The 18284-nt window shown below is 64.9% G+C and carries 27 protein-coding genes and 1 pseudogene; 8 read left to right on the top strand and 20 right to left on the bottom strand.

Annotated elements, in window-relative coordinates:
- Nucleotides 1-6: 6 nt before the first annotated feature.
- Genes lipA through AB7F11_RS10745 form a run of 3 tightly spaced genes read left to right on the top strand, consistent with a single transcriptional unit; the run spans nucleotide 7 to nucleotide 2609 of the window.
- Nucleotides 7-1014 (top strand): lipoyl synthase, encoded by a 1008-nt coding sequence (gene lipA, locus AB7F11_RS10755; protein ID WP_428300000.1) that lies wholly within the window; start codon nucleotides 7-9, stop codon nucleotides 1012-1014.
- Nucleotides 1011-1709: a helix-turn-helix domain-containing protein gene (locus AB7F11_RS10750; RefSeq protein ID WP_428291293.1), complete on the top strand. Its 699-nt coding sequence runs from the start codon at nucleotides 1011-1013 to the stop codon at nucleotides 1707-1709. Before lipA ends, AB7F11_RS10750 begins: the two co-directional genes overlap by 4 nt.
- A 60-nt stretch (nucleotides 1710-1769) precedes the next feature.
- The gene (locus AB7F11_RS10745) at nucleotides 1770-2609 is read left to right on the top strand and encodes a DMT family transporter (RefSeq protein WP_428291294.1); all 840 of its coding nucleotides are present in this window, start codon (nucleotides 1770-1772) and stop codon (nucleotides 2607-2609) included.
- A 6-nt stretch (nucleotides 2610-2615) separates the two neighbouring features.
- Here AB7F11_RS10745 and ptsP read toward each other — a convergent pair whose 3' ends face one another.
- The 5 genes from ptsP to AB7F11_RS10720 all read right to left on the bottom strand — a co-directional run bounded on the left by ptsP (nucleotide 2616) and on the right by AB7F11_RS10720 (nucleotide 7210).
- Entirely contained in the window at nucleotides 2616-4364 is a 1749-nt protein-coding gene (gene ptsP / locus AB7F11_RS10740; RefSeq protein ID WP_428291295.1) for a phosphoenolpyruvate--protein phosphotransferase, read from the bottom strand.
- 343 nt (nucleotides 4365-4707) lie between these two features.
- Nucleotides 4708-4977, bottom strand: coding sequence for an HPr family phosphocarrier protein (locus AB7F11_RS10735; protein WP_428291296.1), 270 nt, complete (start codon nucleotides 4975-4977; stop codon nucleotides 4708-4710).
- On the bottom strand, nucleotides 4946-5392 hold the full coding sequence (locus tag AB7F11_RS10730; protein ID WP_428291297.1) for a PTS sugar transporter subunit IIA: 447 nt from the start codon (nucleotides 5390-5392) through the stop codon (nucleotides 4946-4948). Before AB7F11_RS10730 ends, AB7F11_RS10735 begins: the two co-directional genes overlap by 32 nt.
- Before the next feature lie 10 nt (nucleotides 5393-5402).
- A complete protein-coding gene (locus tag AB7F11_RS10725) occupies nucleotides 5403-6659 on the bottom strand; it encodes an MFS transporter (protein ID WP_428291298.1) in 1257 nt (418 codons plus the stop codon).
- Complete coding sequence (locus AB7F11_RS10720) at nucleotides 6656-7210, bottom strand: hypothetical protein (RefSeq protein ID WP_428291299.1); 555 nt, start codon at nucleotides 7208-7210, stop codon at nucleotides 6656-6658. The genes AB7F11_RS10725 and AB7F11_RS10720 overlap by 4 nt, the downstream gene beginning before the upstream one ends.
- Before the next feature lie 64 nt (nucleotides 7211-7274).
- Between AB7F11_RS10720 and AB7F11_RS10715 the strand changes: the two genes are divergently transcribed.
- Nucleotides 7275-8540: a CaiB/BaiF CoA transferase family protein gene (locus AB7F11_RS10715; protein ID WP_428291300.1), complete on the top strand. Its 1266-nt coding sequence runs from the start codon at nucleotides 7275-7277 to the stop codon at nucleotides 8538-8540.
- Between the two features lie 16 nt (nucleotides 8541-8556).
- On the top strand, nucleotides 8557-8955 hold the full coding sequence (locus AB7F11_RS10710) for a thioredoxin fold domain-containing protein (protein WP_428291301.1): 399 nt from the start codon (nucleotides 8557-8559) through the stop codon (nucleotides 8953-8955).
- 27 nt (nucleotides 8956-8982) lie between these two features.
- Here the strand turns inward: AB7F11_RS10710 and AB7F11_RS10705 are convergent, their stop codons facing one another.
- Nucleotides 8983-9687 carry a DUF4197 domain-containing protein gene (locus AB7F11_RS10705; RefSeq protein WP_428291302.1) on the bottom strand — a complete coding sequence of 235 codons (705 nt, stop codon included), beginning with the start codon at nucleotides 9685-9687 and terminating at the stop codon, nucleotides 8983-8985.
- A gap of 71 nt (nucleotides 9688-9758) precedes the next feature.
- Between AB7F11_RS10705 and AB7F11_RS10700 the strand changes: the two genes are divergently transcribed.
- Nucleotides 9759-10286: a TlpA family protein disulfide reductase gene (locus AB7F11_RS10700; RefSeq protein WP_428291303.1), complete on the top strand. Its 528-nt coding sequence runs from the start codon at nucleotides 9759-9761 to the stop codon at nucleotides 10284-10286.
- Between the two features lie 12 nt (nucleotides 10287-10298).
- Here AB7F11_RS10700 and AB7F11_RS10695 read toward each other — a convergent pair whose 3' ends face one another.
- The gene (locus AB7F11_RS10695; protein ID WP_428300001.1) at nucleotides 10299-10691 is read right to left on the bottom strand and encodes a c-type cytochrome; all 393 of its coding nucleotides are present in this window, start codon (nucleotides 10689-10691) and stop codon (nucleotides 10299-10301) included.
- A gap of 206 nt (nucleotides 10692-10897) precedes the next feature.
- Here AB7F11_RS10695 and AB7F11_RS10690 point away from each other — a divergent pair, with 206 nt between their 5' ends.
- Entirely contained in the window at nucleotides 10898-11566 is a 669-nt protein-coding gene (locus tag AB7F11_RS10690) for a cytochrome b/b6 domain-containing protein (protein WP_428291305.1), read from the top strand.
- 72 nt (nucleotides 11567-11638) lie between these two features.
- Complete coding sequence (locus AB7F11_RS10685; RefSeq protein WP_428291306.1) at nucleotides 11639-12136, top strand: GNAT family N-acetyltransferase; 498 nt, start codon at nucleotides 11639-11641, stop codon at nucleotides 12134-12136.
- Here AB7F11_RS10685 and AB7F11_RS10680 read toward each other — a convergent pair whose 3' ends face one another.
- From AB7F11_RS10680 to AB7F11_RS10620, 13 genes and pseudogenes are all read right to left on the bottom strand, one after another.
- Entirely contained in the window at nucleotides 12137-12649 is a 513-nt protein-coding gene (locus tag AB7F11_RS10680; protein ID WP_428291307.1) for a peroxiredoxin, read from the bottom strand.
- 130 nt (nucleotides 12650-12779) lie between these two features.
- Complete coding sequence (gene rpsQ, locus AB7F11_RS10675) at nucleotides 12780-13049, bottom strand: 30S ribosomal protein S17 (protein ID WP_428291308.1); 270 nt, start codon at nucleotides 13047-13049, stop codon at nucleotides 12780-12782.
- Nucleotides 13050-13058: 9 nt separating this feature from the next.
- Nucleotides 13059-13259 (bottom strand): 50S ribosomal protein L29, encoded by a 201-nt coding sequence (gene rpmC / locus AB7F11_RS10670; RefSeq protein ID WP_428291309.1) that lies wholly within the window; start codon nucleotides 13257-13259, stop codon nucleotides 13059-13061.
- A 16-nt stretch (nucleotides 13260-13275) separates the two neighbouring features.
- On the bottom strand, nucleotides 13276-13692 hold the full coding sequence (rplP, locus tag AB7F11_RS10665; RefSeq protein ID WP_086126960.1) for a 50S ribosomal protein L16: 417 nt from the start codon (nucleotides 13690-13692) through the stop codon (nucleotides 13276-13278).
- A gap of 2 nt (nucleotides 13693-13694) precedes the next feature.
- Nucleotides 13695-14573: a 30S ribosomal protein S3 gene (gene rpsC / locus AB7F11_RS10660; protein ID WP_428291310.1), complete on the bottom strand. Its 879-nt coding sequence runs from the start codon at nucleotides 14571-14573 to the stop codon at nucleotides 13695-13697.
- A 15-nt stretch (nucleotides 14574-14588) separates the two neighbouring features.
- A complete protein-coding gene (gene rplV, locus AB7F11_RS10655; protein ID WP_137918325.1) occupies nucleotides 14589-14918 on the bottom strand; it encodes a 50S ribosomal protein L22 in 330 nt (109 codons plus the stop codon).
- A 9-nt stretch (nucleotides 14919-14927) separates the two neighbouring features.
- Nucleotides 14928-15203 carry a 30S ribosomal protein S19 gene (rpsS, locus tag AB7F11_RS10650; RefSeq protein WP_428291311.1) on the bottom strand — a complete coding sequence of 92 codons (276 nt, stop codon included), beginning with the start codon at nucleotides 15201-15203 and terminating at the stop codon, nucleotides 14928-14930.
- 12 nt (nucleotides 15204-15215) lie between these two features.
- On the bottom strand, nucleotides 15216-16040 hold the full coding sequence (rplB, locus tag AB7F11_RS10645) for a 50S ribosomal protein L2 (RefSeq protein ID WP_066272349.1): 825 nt from the start codon (nucleotides 16038-16040) through the stop codon (nucleotides 15216-15218).
- A gap of 2 nt (nucleotides 16041-16042) precedes the next feature.
- Nucleotides 16043-16357 carry a 50S ribosomal protein L23 gene (gene rplW / locus AB7F11_RS10640; protein ID WP_428291312.1) on the bottom strand — a complete coding sequence of 105 codons (315 nt, stop codon included), beginning with the start codon at nucleotides 16355-16357 and terminating at the stop codon, nucleotides 16043-16045.
- Entirely contained in the window at nucleotides 16354-16974 is a 621-nt protein-coding gene (rplD, locus tag AB7F11_RS10635) for a 50S ribosomal protein L4 (RefSeq protein WP_428291313.1), read from the bottom strand. The genes rplW and rplD overlap by 4 nt, the downstream gene beginning before the upstream one ends.
- A complete protein-coding gene (gene rplC, locus AB7F11_RS10630) occupies nucleotides 16974-17648 on the bottom strand; it encodes a 50S ribosomal protein L3 (protein ID WP_428291314.1) in 675 nt (224 codons plus the stop codon). The genes rplD and rplC overlap by 1 nt, the downstream gene beginning before the upstream one ends.
- A 181-nt stretch (nucleotides 17649-17829) precedes the next feature.
- Nucleotides 17830-18144 (bottom strand): 30S ribosomal protein S10, encoded by a 315-nt coding sequence (gene rpsJ, locus AB7F11_RS10625; RefSeq protein ID WP_056266806.1) that lies wholly within the window; start codon nucleotides 18142-18144, stop codon nucleotides 17830-17832.
- A gap of 9 nt (nucleotides 18145-18153) precedes the next feature.
- Nucleotides 18154-18284 (bottom strand): annotated as a pseudogene (locus AB7F11_RS10620) (elongation factor Tu); the annotation flags it as partial.

Below are 18284 nucleotides of genomic sequence, written 5' to 3'. Positions count from 1 at the left end.
CTCGCCATGACCCGCCCCGACACCCCCACCGCCACCGACAGCAGCCCCGTCCGCCAGGCCCAGCCCGCTGCGAGCTACGACGCCACGGCCAAGCAGAAGAGCCAGGCCAAGACCGCGCGCATCCCGATCAAGGTGGTGCCCGCAGAGGTGCTGAAGAAGCCCGAGTGGATCCGGGTGAAGGCCGGCAGTCCCACCACGCGCTTCTATGAGATCAAGGACATTCTGCGCACCAACAAGCTGGTCACGGTGTGCGAAGAAGCGAGCTGCCCCAACATCGGCGAGTGCTTCGGCAAGGGCACGGCCACCTTCATGATCATGGGCGACAAATGCACGCGGCGCTGCCCGTTCTGCGACGTGGGCCACGGCCGTCCTGATCCGCTGGACACGGACGAGCCCGACAACCTCGCCCGCACCATCGCACAGCTCAAGCTGAAGTACGTGGTGATCACCAGCGTGGACCGCGACGACCTGCGCGACGGTGGTGCAGGCCATTTCGTTGCCTGCATCGAAAAGACTCGCGCGCTCTCACCGCAGACACAGATCGAGGTGCTGGTGCCCGACTTCCGTGGCCGGGACGACCGCGCGCTGGACATCCTCAAGGCCGCACCGCCGGATGTGATGAATCACAACCTGGAAACCGTGCCGCGCCTTTACAAGGAGGCACGCCCCGGCTCCGACTACCAGTTCAGCCTGAACCTGCTCAAGAAATTCAAGGCGCTGTTTCCGCACGTGCCCACCAAGAGCGGCCTCATGGTCGGCCTGGGCGAGACCGACGAAGAGATCCTGGCCGTGATGCGCGACATGCGCGCGCACCACATTGACATGCTCACCATCGGCCAGTACCTCGCACCCAGCGGCCATCACCTGCCCGTGCGCCGCTACGTGCACCCCGACACCTTCAAGATGTTCGAGGCCGAGGCCTACAAGATGGGCTTCACCCATGCCGCCGTGGGCGCCATGGTGCGCAGCAGCTACCACGCCGACCAGCAGGCGCATGGCGTCCTGAACCAATGAACCATCCATGCCACGCCGGGTGCGATCACCTGAGCGTGCGCGAATATGGCGCGTCTCATGGCAGCCACGATCACGACCATTTCCAGGTCCTCGTGGGCCTGGAGGGCGTGCTTGAACTGGAGGTGAGCGGAAGCGGGCGGCGAATCGCTGCCGGCGACGGCTGCGTGGTGCCTCCAGGGGAGCGCCACGACTTCGAGTCCCGCACGGGCGCCCGGTGCCTCGTGCTCGACAGCCACGCCAGCGAATGGGCCCGCGTCGGCGCGGCGTTGGCGCCACCGGCCACACGGGCACTGGCCAACTACCTCGACCGAGCAGTCACCGACCGCTTGCCGCGCGCACAGCAGCTTGGCCCCTCGCTGTTGCTCGAAGCCTGGTTGCGCCCCCTGCAAGCTACGCCGCAGCGCCATCGACGCGCCATCGACTGGGATGCCCTCGCCCGCTGGGCGCTCAGCCACACGGACGCCGCGCCCACGGTGGCCGACCTGGCCGAGCGCGTGCACCTCAGTGCCGCACAGCTCGCCGCCCGCTGCCGCGAAGAGCGCGGACAGAGCACCCAGCAATGGCTGCGCGAGATGCGCCTGGCGCGAGCTCGCGCCTGGCGCGCACAGGGCCTGAACGTGGCCGAGGTGGCGCGTCGCAGCGGCTACCGCTCGCCCTCGGCGCTCACGGCCGCGCGGCGTCGCGTCGGCATCTGACCACTGCCGCGCGACGCCAGAGCCGCGTTTCGCGACGATGGAATCGCTACGCTGGGTGGCATGAAATCCGCCAACCTCCTCGCACTGGGCGCCATCGTTTTGTGGGCCTCGCTGGCCGCTCTGGGCGTCGCGCTGTCGCATGTGCCGCCCTTTCTGCTCACCGGCCTTTCATTGCTGGTGGGCAGCCTGATCGCATTGCCGCTTTCCCGGTTCGACCTGCGACAGTGGCGCGTGCCACTGTCCACGCTGGCCCTGGGCGTGTACGGCTTGTTCGGCTTTCATTTCCTGCTGTTCATCGCGCTGCGCCACGCACCGCCGGTGCAGGCCAACCTGGTGAACTACCTGTGGCCACTGGGCATCGTGGTCATGGCACCGCTGTTTCTGCCTGGCGTGTCGCTCACCCGCCGACACATGGTGGCGGCCGTGCTGGGTTTCGCAGGTGCGGCCCTGGCGATTCTGGGTGGCTCGGGCGCAACCGGCGAAACGCGCTGGGCCTGGGGCTACATCCCGGCACTCGGCTCTGCGTTCATCTGGGCCAGCTATTCTTTGCTGACGCAACGCGTGAGGGCCTTTCCGACAGCCGCCATCGGCAGCTTTGCGCTGATCTCAGGCCTGCTCGCGCTGCTGTGCCACGCGTTGCTGGAGCCGTCGGTGAGCCTCTCTCCCCGCGACCTGGTCCTGGTCGCCGTGTTGGGCCTGGGGCCCCTGGGCGGCGCTTTTTTTCTGTGGGACGCCGCCCTCAAGCGGGGCGATGCCCGGCAGATCGGGGTGCTGAGTTTTCTCACGCCCCTGTTGTCCTCGTTGACGTTGCTGGTGCTGCGCGGTGAAACCCCCAGTGTGGCGGTGGGCGCCGCAGCCCTCATGATCGTCGGCGCGGCGGTGTTGGCCACGCGCCGGTAAACGGCTTCAGTCCACCATGAGCGCGGCAGGGTCCTCGGCCGCCAGCACGCTCTGCGCCCAGGTTTGCAAACGTCCAGTGTCGCACCGCAGGATCTGCTGCTTGACCGCCAGGATCTGCGACGGGTGCATGGAAAAGCTGCGCAGGCCCAGGCCGAGCAACAGTCGCGTGAGGGTCACGTCGCCGGCCATTTCGCCGCACACACTCACACCCTTGCCCTGCTCGCGGCACTGCGCGATGGTGCTGGCCAACAGGTGCAACACCGCCGGGTGCACAGGGTCGTAGAGATGCGAGACCGCCTCGTCGGCGCGGTCGATGGCCAGGGTGTACTGGATCAGGTCGTTGGTGCCGACCGAAAGAAAGTCGAAATGGCGCAGGAACAGCGGGATGGTGAGCGCCGCGGCAGGCACCTCGATCATGGCGCCGAGCTTGACCGCGCCCTGCGGCACACCCGCGCTGGCGAGTTGCTCCCGCGCCCGGTTGACGAGCACCAGTGTCTGGCGGATCTCGCTCGCATGGGCCAGCATGGGAATGAGCAGGTTGACTGGCCCGTGGGCGGCTGCGCGCAGGATGGCGCGCAACTGCGCCAGGAACATGGATGGCTCGGACAGGCTCCAGCGAATGGCCCGCAGCCCCAACGCCGGGTTGAGGTGATCTTCGCCCGCGCGCGAGGCGCTTCGGTCCAGCGGCTTGTCGGCCCCCACGTCCACCGTGCGGATCGTCACCGGAAGACCCTGCATGCCTTCGACCGCGCGGCGGTAGGCCTGGTACTGCTCCTCTTCGTCGGGCAGCTTGCCGTCTCGGCCCATGAACAGGAATTCGCTGCGAAACAGCCCCACTCCCACGGCGCCGGCCTTGAGCGCGGCGGCAGCGTCCTCGGGTTGCTCGATGTTCGCCAGCAATTCGATCTTCTGACCATCCAGCGTCACGGCCGGCGTGTTCTTCAAGCGAGACAGGCGCTCGCGCTCCACTTCGCCCTGGCGCTGCTTGAACCCGTATTCAGCCAGCAGGATGGGCGACGGATCGACCAGCACCACACCGGCATCGCCGTCGATGATGACCCAGTCGTCCTGCTTGACCAGGTGGCTGGCCGAGCGAGCGCCCACCACAGCCGGAATGTCCATGCTGCGGGCAACGATGGCGGTGTGGCTGGTCTTGCCCCCCACGTCGGTGACGAATCCCGCAAACACGCTCTGCTTGAACTGCAGCATGTCGGCCGGCGAAAGGTCGTGCGCAATGAGCACCAGCGGCACTTCCGAGGTGTTGTCGTGCACGGGCCGCGAGCCGCCCGCCACGGGTGAGGCCACACCGCGCATGACGCGCAGCATGCGTTCGACGACCTGCTCCAGGTCCGCCTTGCGCTCACGCAGATAGGGGTCTTCCATCTCGTCGAACTGGCGCGCGATCACCTCCAGCTGGGTGGTCAGTGCCCATTCGGCGTTGTAATGACGATCCACAATCCAGTGTTTCACACCACTGGTGAGCTGCTCGTCCTGCAACAGCATCAGGTGAACGTCGAGCAGCGCGGTGAGTTCGGGGTGCGCGTCGGTGGACTCCAGCTCATTCAGGCTGTGCTGGACCTTGAGGATCTCCTCGGCCACCGCGTTGCGTGCGTGGCGCAGGCGCTCGATCTCACCCTCCACCTCCTCGGCCTGGACGAAATAGTGCGCCACATCGACACGGCTCGACGCCACGATCACGGCCCGCCCGATGGCAATGCCTCGGGAAACCGCCAGGCCGTGGACGCTGAAAGTCATGCCAATCTCGCGCAACAGGTTTCACCGCCGGGCCGCCCCCAGGCGAAACAGCCCCCTCGGGGGGCAGCGACCCGCGCAGCGGTGGAGCGTGGGGGCAACGTTTCACCGCCGGGCCGCCCCCAGGCGAAACAGCCCCCTCGGGGGGCAGCGACCCGCGCAGCGGCGGAGCGTGGGGGCAAGGTTTCACCGCCGGGCCGCCCCAAGGCGAAACAGCCCCCTCGGGGGGCAGCGACCCGCGAAGCGGCGGAGCGTGGGGGCAACGTTTCACCGCCGGGCCGCCCCCAGGCGAAACAGCCCCCTCGGGGGGCAGCGACCCGCGAAGCGGCGGAGCGTGGGGGCAACATCACTCCCCCTCGCCGAACTTGTCGTCGATCAGCGCAACGATCGCATTCATCGCCGCCTGCTCGTCGCTGCCAGACGTTTCGATCTCCACCGTGCTGCCCAGGCCCGCCGCCAGCATCATCACACCCATGATGCTCTTGGCGTTGACGCGGCGGTCGGCGCGCGTCATCCAGACGTCGCAGGCGAAGCTGCCGGCGAGTTTGGTGAGTTTGGCCGAGGCGCGTGCATGCAGCCCGAGCTTATTGCTGATGGTCACGGTGGTCTTGATCATGGGTGGTTCGTCGGGCCTGGTTCTGGGGAGCGGTCACCGCGACCTGGATGACCCCCTGCGTGGCTCCGATCATGGCGCGGGAAATCAGGGCGTCGAGCGACTCGTGCCGGTACGACACGGTGCGCAGCAGCATGGGCAGGTTCACCCCGGTGATGAGCTTGGAGTTCACTCCGTCGATGAGCTTCTGCGCCACATTGCAGGGCGTGGCGCCAAACACGTCGGTGACCACCAGGGTCTGGGGCAGGTGCATCTGGCGCAACAGGGCACGCGCCTGCGCCAGCGATTCCTCAGGCGGCACGTTGGGCTGGATGTCCAGCGCGGCCACGGCCTCGGCTGCATCGGGAAACACATGCAGCACGCATTGGCGCAACGCTGCGGCCAGGGGAGCGTGCGCAATGATGAGGATGCCGTTCATGGGGACAAGTTTAGCCGGCCCGCCTGCCTTCGAGGCTGCGCCAGGCGCGCCAGAAGGCCGCGTAGGCGAACACACAACACACCCCGAAGATCGCAAAGGCACCTCGGTAGCGCGCGGGCTCGCTCCAGCCCAGAACGATCAAAGCCTCGACCAGGAGGCCAATGCCCCACTGCACCGCGAACACGCCACCGAAGATGGCCAGGTTGTAGGCCGAGAGCACACGCCCTGCCGCCTCGGGCGGCAAGGCCAGCGCCACGGCGGGCTGTGAGAGCGACGCAAAGGTGCTGCAGACGCAGAACAAGGCCCAGAGCGCCCAGCCGGCATCGGCACCGCGCAGCACGATGGCCGCCAGCACCGCGAGGCTCAGCGGCATGCCCCACCCAATCAGCCGTTCAGGTGAGAGACCTCGGCGCGCCAGGTGCGGGTTGACCATGCCCCAGGCCCAGAATGTGCAGAGCATCGACAGGTTGATGCCGAAGAGCCCGGCGGCAGCGGCCTCGGGCGTGTAGCCCGCCACCTTGACCATCCAGGGTCCTGCCCAGAGGGTCTGCACGGCGATCATGCCGCCGTAGTTGACGAAGCCGATCGGCAGCATCTGGCGAAAGTACGGATGGCGCCAGATGAATCCATAGCCTTGCATGACCGGTTCGACCGCTGCAGGCTTTGATGCGCCGTTCCGCTGCCAGCGCGGCACAGTGAACGCCAGCACGGCCATGGACAACAGGATCAATGCCGCCAGCAGCCAGAACAGGCCCCGCCAGCCGGTCAAGGGCATCAACCATTGCACCGGCAGTGTGGACGCCACCATGCCGAGTGAACCGGACATGAGCATCCATGAATTGGCCCGCATCTGCGCTGCCGGCGTGAGCCAGCGCCGGTAGCCGGTGAGCGGGGCCATGAGGCAGGCACTCACACCCATGCCGATCAGCACCCGCGCCGCCAGCAGACCGGAGAAGCTGGTGGCCATGGCGAAGGCCGCACATCCGAGCGCCGCCACGCTCAGGAAGCTCAGCACCACCACCCGAGGGCCGTACCGGTCAAGCCAGTTGCCCAGCGGCAGTTGCGTGAGCGCAAAGCCAAAGAAGTAGCCACCCGCCAGCAGGCCCAGGTCTCCAGCGCTGAGCGCCATCTCGGTGCTCAGGATCGGTGACAGCGTGGCGGTGATGGCGCGCAGCAAGGCCGACAGGAAGTAGGCAAAAACGAACGCCAGGAAAACGATGACCGCAGTGCGCGCGGTCAGCAAGTCGGATCGCGACACGGCGCTCATGGCAACTGCAGGGCCTCGAAGAACGTGGCGGTCACCTCGCCAGGCAGTTGAGGGCCGTAGACGGCCGCCTGAAACACCTGGGTGCCTCGCGCAAAGTACGCCGCACGCATCAGAACCGCCTGGCCTTGTGGCCCCGTCCCCTGCACGCTCAGGCCAAGCGCCTTCGGAGCGCCCGGCATCTGGAAGTCCCAGCGTGCCTGGGCGGCGTCGGCCACCTCGGGCGCCAGGCGCAGGCTGGCCAGCGAGGCGCGCGGCCATTCCACCAGTGCGGCGTCCACCCGCGCCAGCTCACGCAGGTCGACCCAGGCCACGGCGAAACTCAAGCCGCCGGTGTCGCAGCTGTGCAGGTGCATTTCCGTCCCGGAGCCCGCCAGGGGCACGGTGCGTGACGCATGCTCGGGCTTGCAGGGCATGAGCACCTTCAAGGGGGTGCCCTGTGGGCGCAGCTCGCGCCAGTTGAAAGTGGGACTGCAGGCCGACAGCGCCAGCACGGCGATCAACCCGGTCGACAGGCGACAAACGGGCACGCGGCCCGCAGAGAACAGAGGCATGGGATTTCCAGCTGAGCCACGACCGCGACATCGAGGCGCAGTTGGCCTCGCGCACAATGTCGGCATGAATGCTCTGGATGGTATCCGTATCCTGGACTTGTCCCGCGTGCTGGCCGGGCCCTGGTGCACACAGACCCTGGCCGACCTGGGGGCCGATGTGGTGAAGGTGGAGCGGCCGCCGGGCGATCAACATCCCGGCGGCGACGACACGCGTGGCTGGGGTCCGCCCTTCCTGCGCGGGCGCGACGGCGCCGACACCGCCGAGGCAGCCTACTATCTGGGCGCCAATCGCAACAAGCGATCCATCACCTGCGACATCGCCCGGCCCGAGGGTCAGGCCCTGATCCGCGAATTGGTTCAGCAAGCCCAGGTGTTCGTGGAGAACTACAAGGTCGGCGACATGGCGCGCTATGGCCTGGACTTCGACAGCCTGCGCCAACTGAACCCACGGCTGGTGTACTGCTCCATCACCGGCTTTGGCCAGCAGGGTCCCTACAAGGACCGGGCCGGATACGACTTCGCCATCCAGGCCATGGGCGGGCTCATGAGCGTGACCGGCGAGCGCGATACCCTGCCGGGCGGTGGCCCGCAGAAGGTGGGCGTGGCCGTAGCGGACTTGTTCACCGGCCTCTACGCGACCGTGGCGATCCAGGCCGCACTTCGCCACGCCGAACGCACGGGCGAAGGCCAGCACATCGACATGGCGCTGCTCGATACACAGGTGGCCATGCTGGCGAACCTGGGGGCGAACTACCTGGTGCGGGGCCGTGAGGACGGCAAGGTGCCCGGACGCGCCGGCAATGCCCACGCCAATATCGTGCCCTACCAGGTGTTCGAAGTGGCGCCGGACCAGCGGGGGCAACCCCAGCACATCATCCTGGCCGTGGGCAACGACGGCCAGTTCGCCAAGTTCTGCGCGGTGGCCGGCCAACCCGAGCTGGCCACCGACCCACGTTTTGCGCAGAACCAGAACCGGGTGCGCCACCGCGAGGTGCTGGTGCCCTTGCTGGAAACCATACTGAAATCCCGCAGCAAAGCCGACTGGCTGGCCGCACTGGAAGCCGCCAAGGTGCCCTGTGGCCCGATCAACAACCTGGCCGAAGTGTTCGCCGATGAACACGTGCGCTCGCGCGGCATGGTACACACCTGGACCCACCCCCTGGCCGATGCGGTAGACCTGGTGGCCAGCCCGCTCAAACTGGGCGCGACGCCCGTGCGCAACGACCTGCCACCGCCCCTGCTGGGCCAGCACACCGCCGAGGTGCTGAAGGACTGGCTGTCCTGCCCATCCGAGCGACTGGCCGAACTGCGGCGCAATGGCGCGGTCTGACGAACGCCGCGCGCTCATGTCCGATCAGCTACCCACTCCCGCCTCGCTGCGCGGCGCCGCTCAGGCGGCAGCCGCACGCGGCCAGCCGCTGGTGGTGATGATCACGCTGGCGGGGTGTCCTTACTGCGAGATCGTGCGCAAGCACTATCTGCTGCCCATGCGCCGGGAAGGCCTGGTGCATGCAGTGCAGCTCGACGTGCTTGACCGCACCGGCAACCTGCAGGGATTCGACGGGCAGATGACCACCCCGGCCGCGCAGGCCACGGCCTGGAAGGCCCGGTTCACTCCGACCGTGCTGTTCTTCGGCCCCGATGGACGCGAACTGGCGGAACGGCTGGTGGGCATCGCGGTGCCGGACTTCTATGGCGAGTACCTGGAAGCCCGGCTGACCGAGGCTCGGAACAAGCTCAAGTAGCCAAAACAACCAGACGAGAGCGGGCGCTTACTTTAATGAGCCGAACACCTTCTTGAGGATGGCGCTGCCCGTGCCCACGGGATCCTGGCGGATCTTGCGCTCTTCCTCGCCAATGATGGTGTAGAGGCCATCGAGCGACTTCCCGGTGACATAGCGCTGGATGTTGGCGTCTTCGCTCTTGACCAGACCGATCCCTGCCGCCTTGCCAGCGACCCGGTTGTACTGCTGGGCGAGGCCCACCTTTTCGGTGGCTTTGGTGACGATGGGCAGGAATTTCTCGCCCAGAGGACTGCGGGTCTTCTCGGCAAAGAACTGCGTCACGGCGTTGTCGCCGCCGCTCAGGATGTTCTTCGCATCGGTGACGCTCATGGACTTCACCGCCCCCACCAAGAGGTCCTTGCCCATGGGCACCGCCGCTTCCGCAGCCCGATTCATGCCGGTCACCAGCTCGTCCACTCGCTTGCCCTGGCCGGTCAGCTTGAGCAGCTTGGACGCATCTTCAAGAAATCCGGGCAAGGGAATCCGAACTTTCGGGTTGCCCAGGAATCCATCGGTCTTGCCAAGCAAAGCGACCGCCGCCAAAGCGCCCTTTTCCAGCGCCACTTTGATGCCCTGGCTGGCGTCACGGTCGGTCAGGTCGCCCAACGACAGTGCCCTGGCCTGCTGGTGTGCTGCCAGCACCAGTAAACCGATCAGAGCGGAAGTGGACTGGGTAAACTGACGACGTTGCATGGCGGGATCCTCCGGGATGGCTGTTCAAACTAAGAAGTGGGGCAATGTAGCCCCGGGGAAGTGAAAAGACAATGACCGATCTGAGCCCACGCGGCCTTCGCCGCAGGCGTACCCTTCTGGCCAGCGCCGCGCTGGGCACCGTGGTCGCGCTCGGCCTCGCTGGATGCAGTGGCCGCGACGCCGCGCCCGAATCCACGTTCGTGCTGCTGAACGGCACCAAGGCCACCACGGCCGACCTCAAGGGCAAAGTCACACTGGTGAACTTCTGGGCCACCACCTGCGTGACCTGCGTCAAGGAAATGCCCCAGATCGTCGCCACCTGGCACAAATACCAGGGCCAGGGCTTCGACACCGTGGCGGTGGCCATGGAATACGACCCACCGGCCTGGGTGCTCAATTTTGCCCAGAGCCGCCAGTTGCCCTTCAAGGTGGCCCTGGACAACACTGGCGACATCGCCCGGCAGTGGGGGGACGTGAAGCTCACGCCCACCACCTACCTCCTGGACAAGCAGGGCCAGATCGTCAAGCGCTACGTGGGCGAGCCCGATTTCCCGGCGCTGCACGCCCTGATCGAGAAGCTCCTCGCCCAGACCACCTGACCGGGGCGTTCCTCAGTTCTTCTGATAGGCGTCGTGGCAGGCCTTGCAGGTCTGACCCACCGACCCGAATGCCGTCCTGACGCTGTCGAGGTTGCCGGTCTTGGCTGCTGCCGCGAGTTTCGCGGTCTCCACCTGGAGCTTGTCCGAACCTTCCTTGAACTTGGCTTGTTCGGCCCAGATTTCCGGCTTTGCCCGCGTTTCACCCTTGTCGGTTCCAGCGACAAAAGCCTCCCAGGGCAGCTTGCTCAAAGTCTCCAGCAGAGCCGAGCTGTCCGCCGCCGCCTTGCCGTCAAAGGGAATCCGACCGTTGGCCATGGCGCCGATCCGGCCCGCATGGTTGCCCATGAGGGTCATGACCGCTTTGCGGTATTTCACCGCGTCTTCCGGTTTCTGGAACTGGGCCAAAGCGGGGGCCGAAAAAGAAGCCACGGACATGGCCAGGGCAAGCGGGGCGACGATTCGCATGTTGTCTCCTGATGGAAGGGTGGGGAAGTGACGCAGTGGCTCTGTGTCCACCTGCCCAGGAGTGTAGAGGCGAGGCCGAAGTTCCGCTGGAACCCTCTCCCGTGTATCGTCTCCCTTCAATTCCTGCAGGCTTCGGCCCAAACACCATGCACACCATCCGCGTCTGGGACCTTCCAACCCGCCTTTTCCACTGGCTGCTGGCGGCCTGTGTGATCGGCCTCGTGATCACCGGCAGCGTGGGCGGGAACTGGATGACCTGGCACTTGCGACTGGGCTACGCGGTGCTGACCCTGCTGCTGTTCCGGCTGGTCTGGGGCTTCGTGGGCGGACACTGGTCGCGCTTCGCCCATTTTCTCTACACACCTTCATCCCTCCTGGCTTACCTGCGCGGCCAGTCCCCGCCCGAACACGAGGTCGGCCACACGCCGTTGGGCGCACTGTCGGTGTTTTCGCTGTTGCTGATCCTGGCCGCCCAGGTCGGCACCGGGCTGATGAGCGACGACGAGATCGCGGTATCCGGCCCGCTCGCCCGCTTCGTCGCCAGCGAGACGGTGTCCCTGGCCACGGGCTACCACACCGAAGTGGGCAAGTTCATCGTCATCGCGCTGGTGCTGCTGCACATACTGGCCATTCTTTTCTACCGGTTCGTCAGAAAGCAAAACCTGGTGCGCCCGATGATCGTCGGCGACAAAGAACTGTTCGTCGCCGTGCCACAAGCCCGCGATTCCGCTGGCACGCGGTGGCTGGCCCTCTCGATCCTGATCGCTTGCGCCTCAGCGGTCGCCTGGCTGGTCCAGCTCGGGCAGGCCTTCTGAAACTTCCCACGAGGCTGTCGTATAGTGACGGCCACGCCACCGCCCGAACCCCGGTTCGCCCATACCGCCATCATGAACGACCACGGCGCCGCTGCCGTCTCGCTGAGACCGGCCCAGTTTCCCGACGACCTCCAAACCATTCGCGATCTGTTTCTGGAATATCAGGCCGATCTCGGCATTGACCTGTGTTTCCAGGGTTTTGCGGCCGAACTGGCCGGCCTGCCCGGCGACTATGCACCGCCCACCGGCGTGCTGTTGCTGGCCCTCGTGGACGGCGAACCTGCGGGCTGCTGCGCCCTGCGCGCCCTGCACAACTCGGACCACCTCAATGCCTGCGAAATGAAGCGCCTGTTCGTGCGTCCAGCGTTTCGCGGCTTCGGCCTGGGGCGACTGCTCGTGGAACGCATCTTGTCGGAAGGCCAGCTGGCCGGCTACACCACCATGCTGCTGGACACCTTGAGCGACATGGAAACCGCCCGAGCCCTTTACCAGGAGGCGGGCTTCGTCGAGGTCGCGCCCTACTACCACAACCCCATTGCCGGGGCGCACTACCTCAAGGTCGATCTCTGATCAGACACCCGCTCTGGCCTGGGCCAGCAAGGTGTCCGCGTCGCTGACTTCGAACTTGCCAGGGGCCTCGACGTTGAGCGTCCTGACCACGCCGTCCTTGATCAGCATCGAATACCGGTTGCTGCGCAGGCCCATGCCACGCCCGGTCAGGTCCAGCGTCAGCCCGGTGGCCTTGGCGAAATCAGCACTGCCATCGGCCAGCATGCGCACCTTGTCGCCCGTCTTCTGGTCGCGCGCCCATGCGCCCATCACGAAGGCATCGTTCACGCTCAGACACCAGATTTCATCCACACCGGCGGCCTTGAAATCCGCAGCGTGCTGCACGAAGCCCGGCACATGTTTCGCCGAGCAGGTGGGCGTGAAGGCCCCAGGCAAGGCGAACACAGCGATCGTCTTGCCGGCTGCGGTCTTCTGAACGTCCACCGGATTCGGCCCGATGCTGCAGCCATTGCCCTCGACTTCGCTGTATTCCATCAGCGTTGCCGTCGGAATCTGGTCGCCCACCTTGATCATGTTGTGCTCCTGGTCGTGATGGCCCGCAGGCCGTGGCTGGAAGACCCGATACATCCGGGTCTGAAAAAAGAAAAAGCGACCGAATTGTCGGTCGCTTTTTCGTTGTGTGCTGAGACCAGCAACTTGGGGCTTACACCAGTGCGGCTTTTTGCACCAGGCGGGTGGCAACCCAGTTCTTGGTCTTGGACAGCGGACGGCTCTCGGTGATCTCAATCACGTCGCCCATCTTGTACTCGCCCTTTTCGTCATGGGCGTGGTACTTGCTGGACTTCGCCACGATCTTGTCGTAGAGCTCGTGCTTCACACGGCGCTCAACCAGGACCGTCACGGTCTTGGAACGCTTGTCGCTGACCACCTTGCCAACCAAGGTGCGCTTGAGGGATGTTTTAGCTTCCGTCATGGTCACTCCTTATTTGGCCGAGGCCCGCTGCTTCTCGGCCAGGATGGTCTTGGCGCGAGCGATCGCACGGCGGGTGTCACCCAGCGTGGCGTTGTTGTTGAGTTGTTGCGTGGCTTTTTGCATGCGCAGGCCAAAGTGGGCCTTTTGCAGCGACTTCACTTCGGCTTCCAGGCCGGCCACATCTTTCTGGCGCAGTTCAGCAGTTTTCATCTTGTGTTCTCCTGAATCACTGACCCAGCATGCGCGTCACGAACGTGGTGCGCAGGGGAAGTTTGGCGGCGGCCAGCTGGAAAGCTTCGCGAGCCAGCTGCTCGGGCACACCCACGATCTCGTAGAGCACCTTGCCAGGCTGGATTTCGGCCACGTAGTACTCCACCGAACCCTTGCCGTTGCCCATGCGGACTTCAGCAGGCTTCTGAGAGATCGGCTTGTCCGGAAACACGCGGATCCATATGCGGCCGCCACGCTTGACGTGACGGGAGATCGCACGACGAGCGGCCTCGATCTGGCGAGCCGTGAGGCGACCACGGTCGGTCGACTTCAGGCCGAAGTCACCGAACGCGACGGTGGCGCCGCTTGTGGCGACGCCGGTATTGCGGCCTTTTTGTTCTTTACGGAACTTGCGGCGAGCAGGTTGCAACATGTTTATTCTCCTTTGCCGTCCGCAGCTGCAGATGCGGGCGCGGCGTCTTTGCGAACGCGCTTAACGGCGGGTTTGGTTTCGGTGCCAGCGGTGGCTTCGGCAGGCTTGTCGCTGCCATCGGCCGGGGCGGCATTGGCGCCAGGGCGGCGAACCGCAGCGCGGGCAGGAGGACCTGCCGGACGCTCACGGCGCGGACCGCGCGGACGACGCTCTTCTTCAGCTCTGGGCTCGGCCACCACCGGTGCATCGTTGCGGCCCAGGGTGTCGCCCTTGTAGACCCAGACCTTGACACCAATGATGCCGTAGGTGGTCTTGGCTTCGGACGTGCCGTAGTCGATGTCGGCGCGCAGGGTGTGAAGCGGCACGCGACCTTCGCGGTACCACTCGCAACGAGCAATTTCAATGCCGTTCAAGCGACCCGACGACATGATCTTGATGCCCTGAGCACCCAGGCGCATGGCGTTCTGCATCGCGCGCTTCATGGCACGGCGGAACATGATGCGCTTTTCGAGCTGCTGGGTGATGCTGTCGGCGATCAGCTTGGCGTCGATTTCGGGCTTGCGCACTTCCTCGATGTTGACCGCAACCGGCACGCCCAGCTTGGCGGCCAATTCCTTCTTCAGCTTCTCGATGTCCTCGCCCTTCTTGCCAATCACCACGCCCGGGCGGGCCGAGTAAATGGTGATGCGGGCGTTCTTGGCGGGGCGCTCGATCACGACGCGCGAAACGGCGGCGTTCTTCAGCTTGCCCTTCAGGTACTCGCGTACCTTGATGTCTTCGGCCAGCATGCCGGCGAAGTCACGGTTGCTGGCGTACCAGCGGCTGGCCCAGTTGCGGGAAACTGCGAGGCGGAACCCGGTCGGGTTGATTTTCTGTCCCATATTCCTGTGACCTCTTCAGTTGCCAACCGTCACGTAGATGTGACACGTGGGTTTGCTGATGCGGTTGCCGCGGCCTTTGGCGCGGGCCGAGAAGCGCTTGAGCGTGGTGCCTTGTTCGACATAGATGGTCTTGACCTTCAGCTCGTCGATGTCGGCGCCGTCGTTGTGTTCGGCATTGGCAATGGCAGACTCCAGCGCCTTCTTGACGATGCCGGCCGCCTTCTTCTGCGTGAAAGCCAGAATGTTGAGGGCCTGGTCGACCTTCTTGCCACGAATCAGGTCGGCAACCAGTCGGCCTTTGTCGACCGAGAGGCGAACGCCTCGAACGATTGAACGGGTTTCCATGGTTAGTCCTTACTTCTTCGCTTTTTTGTCGGCCGGATGGCCTTTGAACGTGCGCGTCAGCGAGAACTCGCCGAGCTTGTGTCCCACCATCTGGTCGGTGATGTACACGGGCACGTGCTGCTTGCCGTTGTGCACAGCGATGGTCAGGCCGATGAAGTCGGGCAGGATCATCGAGCGGCGCGACCAGGTCTTGACGGGCTTCTTGTCCTTGGTGGCCTGGGCTTTTTCAACCTTGGCCATCAGGTGGTGGTCGACAAACGGACCTTTTTTGAGTGAGCGAGTCATGTTGTCAACCCTTTACTTCTTGCGACGCGAGACGATCATCGACTGCGTGCGGCGGTTGTTGCGGGTGCGGTAACCCTTGGTCAGGTTGCCCCACGGATCCACCGGAGCACGGCCTTCGCCGGTCTTGCCTTCACCACCACCATGCGGGTGGTCGATCGGGTTCATCGCGGTGCCGCGAACGGTCGGGCGAATGCCCATGTGACGCTTCACACCGGCCTTGCCCAACTGGCGCAGGCTGTGTTCCTGGTTGGACACTTCGCCGATGGTGGCACGGCAATCCACGTGGACCTTGCGCACTTCGCCAGAGCGCATGCGCACCTGGGCGTAGATGCCTTCGCGGGCCAGCAGCACGGCTGAAGCACCGGCGGAACGCGCAATCTGCGCGCCCTTGCCGACCTGCAGCTCGATGCAGTGGATGGTCGAACCGACCGGAATGTTGCGGATAGGCAGGGTATTTCCCACGCGGATCGGCGATTCCGAGCCGGACAGCAGGGTGGCGCCCACTTCAACGCCACGCGGAGCGATGATGTAGCGGCGCTCGCCGTCGGCGTAGCAGAGCAGCGCAATGTGCGCCGTGCGGTTCGGGTCGTACTCGATGCGCTCGACCTTGGCCGGGATGCCGTCCTTGTTGCGACGGAAATCGACCACGCGGTAGTGGTGCTTGTGACCCCCGCCCTTGTGGCGGGTGGTGATGTGACCGTTGTTGTTGCGGCCAGCCTTCTGGAACTGGGGTTCCAGCAGCGGCGCAAAACCTTCACCCTTGTGCAGGTGGTCACGCGTGACCTTCACCATGCCGCGACGGCCTGGTGAAGTGGGTTTCATCTTGATGACTGCCATGATTAAACGCCCTCTCCGCCGAAGTTCAGCTCTTGACCCGGCATGAGCGTCACATAGGCCTTGCGGACGTGGTCGCGACGACCCACGGTCTTGCCAAAGCGCTTGGACTTGCCCTTCTGGTTGAGCACGGAAACACCCTTGACCTGCACCTTGAACATGAGTTCAACAGCGGCCTTGATTTCGGGCTTGGAAGCATCGCGCAGCACCTTGAACAGCACGGCGTTGGTTTGTTCGGCAACCTGAGTGGCTTTCTCGGACACGATGGGTGCCACGAGAACCTGCATCAGGCGGCCTTCGTCGAATTGTGCGGCGCTCATGCGAACATCTCCTTGAGCTGGTCGATCGCCGCCTTGGTGACGATGACCTTCTTGTAATGCACCAGCGACAGCGGATCGGCATAACGGGGCTCGACCACCAGCACGTTGGGCAGGTTGCGCGAGGCCAGGTACAGGTTCTCGTCGACTTCTTCGGCGATCACCAGGACCGACTGCAGGTTCATGGCCTTGAACTTGTCGGCCAGTTGCTTGGTCTTGGGCGAATCCACCTTGATGGACTCGACCACAGCCAGGCGGCCTTCACGTACGAGCTGCGAGAAGATGGACGCCATGCCGGCGCGGTACATCTTCTTGTTGAGCTTCTGGGTGAAGTTTTCGTCGGGGCTGTTCGGGAAAATGCGACCGCCTCCGCGCCACAGCGGGGAAGACGTCATACCAGCTCGGGCGCGGCCCGTGCCTTTTTGCTTGAACGGCTTCTTGGTCGAGTGCTTGACCATCTGGCGGTCTTTTTGCGCACGCGTGCCTTGACGGGCGTTTGCCTGGTAGGCCACCACCAGCTGGTGGATCAGGGCTTCGTTGTAGTCGCGACCAAACACGGTCTCAGGCACATCCACATTGGACGAAGCCTGGCCCTGGTCGTTCAGGAGTTCAACTTGCATCAGTTTGCTCCCTTGCCGGATTTGGCCTTGATGGCGGGACGCACGGTCACAAAACCGCCGTTGGAGCCGGGCACTGCACCACGGATCATGAGCAGCTGACGGGTTTCGTCCACGCGCACGATGTCGAGGTTCTGAATGGTCTTGGTGTCATCGCCCATGTGACCGGTCATCTTCTTGCCCGGAAACACGCGGCCCGGATCCTGGGCCATGGAGATGGAGCCAGGCACGTTGTGCGAACGGCTGTTGCCGTGCGAGGCGCGCTGGGACTTGAAATTGTGGCGCTTGATCGTGCCGGCAAAGCCTTTACCGATCGAGGTGCCTTGCACGTCCACCTTCTGACCCGCCGCGAAGATCGCGTTGGGAGCCACCACGGCACCAGGCTGGTACTGGGCAGCGACGTCGGAGGCGACACGAAATTCCTGGATGATTTCACCCGCTTCGACACCGGCCTTGGCCAGGTGGCCCGCTTCGGGCTTGGTCACGCGGGAGGCACGGCGGGCACCGAAGGTGACCTGCAGCGCATCGTAGCCATCATGGGCCAGGGTTTTGACCTGTGTCACACGGTTGTTCGACACGTCGACCACCGTGACAGGAACTGCGTCCCCATCATCGGTGAACAGGCGCATCATGCCCACCTTGCGACCCAACAACCCGAGGGAGTTGCTAAGACTCATTGTTTTCTCCGTTCCCGACTTCAATTGGCCGGGGCTGATGTTGCGAAACCGGGGTTTCGCGCTAAGGGCCAGCCAGATTCAGGATCTGGCCAGCACCACGAAATCTCCGGCCAGAAGCCGGAAAGCCCGCCAGTATAACCGGCGGGCCTTTTTTGTGCAAGCCGCTTGGCGGCCAAACACCTTATTGCAGCTTGATCTCGACGTCCACGCCAGCCGGCAGGTCGAGCTTCATCAGGGCATCGACCGTCTTGTCGGTCGGGTCCACGATGTCCATCAGACGCTGGTGGGTGCGGATTTCGAGCTGATCGCGGCTGGTCTTGTTGACGTGCGGCGAGCGCAGGATGTCGAAGCGCTTCATGCGGGTCGGCAGGGGCACGGGGCCCTTGACGATCGCGCCGGTGCGCTTGGCGGTATCCACGATCTCGGCGGCCGAGCTGTCGATGAGTTTGTAGTCGAACGCCTTGAGGCGGATGCGGATTTTCTGCTTGGTGGACATGGCCGCTCCTTAGGCGATGATCTTGGCAACCACGCCGGCGCCGACGGTGCGACCGCCTTCGCGGATGGCAAAGCGCAGGCCTTCTTCCATGGCGATCGGGGCAATCAGCTTGACCGTGATCGACACGTTGTCACCCGGCA

The sequence above is a fragment of the Hydrogenophaga sp. genome, assembly GCF_050250835.1.
GTDB lineage: Bacteria > Pseudomonadota > Gammaproteobacteria > Burkholderiales > Burkholderiaceae_C > Hydrogenophaga.
This window is presented reverse-complemented; position numbering and strand designations above follow the sequence as displayed.

Bases quoted from the DNA above. Each gene is read 5' to 3' on its own strand.
- lipA (WP_428300000.1), top strand. From the start codon at position 7: ATGACCCGCCCCGACACCCCCACCGCCACCGACAGCAGCCCCGTCCGC.
- AB7F11_RS10750 (WP_428291293.1), top strand. From the start codon at position 1,011: ATGAACCATCCATGCCACGCCGGGTGCGATCACCTGAGCGTGCGCGAA.
- AB7F11_RS10745 (WP_428291294.1), top strand. From the start codon at position 1,770: ATGAAATCCGCCAACCTCCTCGCACTGGGCGCCATCGTTTTGTGGGCC.
- ptsP (WP_428291295.1), bottom strand. From the start codon at position 4,364: ATGACTTTCAGCGTCCACGGCCTGGCGGTTTCCCGAGGCATTGCCATC.
- AB7F11_RS10735 (WP_428291296.1), bottom strand. From the start codon at position 4,977: ATGATCAAGACCACCGTGACCATCAGCAATAAGCTCGGGCTGCATGCA.
- AB7F11_RS10730 (WP_428291297.1), bottom strand. From the start codon at position 5,392: ATGAACGGCATCCTCATCATTGCGCACGCTCCCCTGGCCGCAGCGTTG.
- AB7F11_RS10725 (WP_428291298.1), bottom strand. From the start codon at position 6,659: ATGAGCGCCGTGTCGCGATCCGACTTGCTGACCGCGCGCACTGCGGTC.
- AB7F11_RS10720 (WP_428291299.1), bottom strand. From the start codon at position 7,210: ATGCCTCTGTTCTCTGCGGGCCGCGTGCCCGTTTGTCGCCTGTCGACC.
- AB7F11_RS10715 (WP_428291300.1), top strand. From the start codon at position 7,275: ATGAATGCTCTGGATGGTATCCGTATCCTGGACTTGTCCCGCGTGCTG.
- AB7F11_RS10710 (WP_428291301.1), top strand. From the start codon at position 8,557: ATGTCCGATCAGCTACCCACTCCCGCCTCGCTGCGCGGCGCCGCTCAG.
- AB7F11_RS10705 (WP_428291302.1), bottom strand. From the start codon at position 9,687: ATGCAACGTCGTCAGTTTACCCAGTCCACTTCCGCTCTGATCGGTTTA.
- AB7F11_RS10700 (WP_428291303.1), top strand. From the start codon at position 9,759: ATGACCGATCTGAGCCCACGCGGCCTTCGCCGCAGGCGTACCCTTCTG.
- AB7F11_RS10690 (WP_428291305.1), top strand. From the start codon at position 10,898: ATGCACACCATCCGCGTCTGGGACCTTCCAACCCGCCTTTTCCACTGG.
- AB7F11_RS10685 (WP_428291306.1), top strand. From the start codon at position 11,639: ATGAACGACCACGGCGCCGCTGCCGTCTCGCTGAGACCGGCCCAGTTT.
- AB7F11_RS10680 (WP_428291307.1), bottom strand. From the start codon at position 12,649: ATGATCAAGGTGGGCGACCAGATTCCGACGGCAACGCTGATGGAATAC.
- rpsQ (WP_428291308.1), bottom strand. From the start codon at position 13,049: ATGACGGAAGCTAAAACATCCCTCAAGCGCACCTTGGTTGGCAAGGTG.
- rpmC (WP_428291309.1), bottom strand. From the start codon at position 13,259: ATGAAAACTGCTGAACTGCGCCAGAAAGATGTGGCCGGCCTGGAAGCC.
- rplP (WP_086126960.1), bottom strand. From the start codon at position 13,692: ATGTTGCAACCTGCTCGCCGCAAGTTCCGTAAAGAACAAAAAGGCCGC.
- rpsC (WP_428291310.1), bottom strand. From the start codon at position 14,573: ATGGGACAGAAAATCAACCCGACCGGGTTCCGCCTCGCAGTTTCCCGC.
- rplV (WP_137918325.1), bottom strand. From the start codon at position 14,918: ATGGAAACCCGTTCAATCGTTCGAGGCGTTCGCCTCTCGGTCGACAAA.
- rpsS (WP_428291311.1), bottom strand. From the start codon at position 15,203: ATGACTCGCTCACTCAAAAAAGGTCCGTTTGTCGACCACCACCTGATG.
- rplB (WP_066272349.1), bottom strand. From the start codon at position 16,040: ATGGCAGTCATCAAGATGAAACCCACTTCACCAGGCCGTCGCGGCATG.
- rplW (WP_428291312.1), bottom strand. From the start codon at position 16,357: ATGAGCGCCGCACAATTCGACGAAGGCCGCCTGATGCAGGTTCTCGTG.
- rplD (WP_428291313.1), bottom strand. From the start codon at position 16,974: ATGCAAGTTGAACTCCTGAACGACCAGGGCCAGGCTTCGTCCAATGTG.
- rplC (WP_428291314.1), bottom strand. From the start codon at position 17,648: ATGAGTCTTAGCAACTCCCTCGGGTTGTTGGGTCGCAAGGTGGGCATG.
- rpsJ (WP_056266806.1), bottom strand. From the start codon at position 18,144: ATGTCCACCAAGCAGAAAATCCGCATCCGCCTCAAGGCGTTCGACTAC.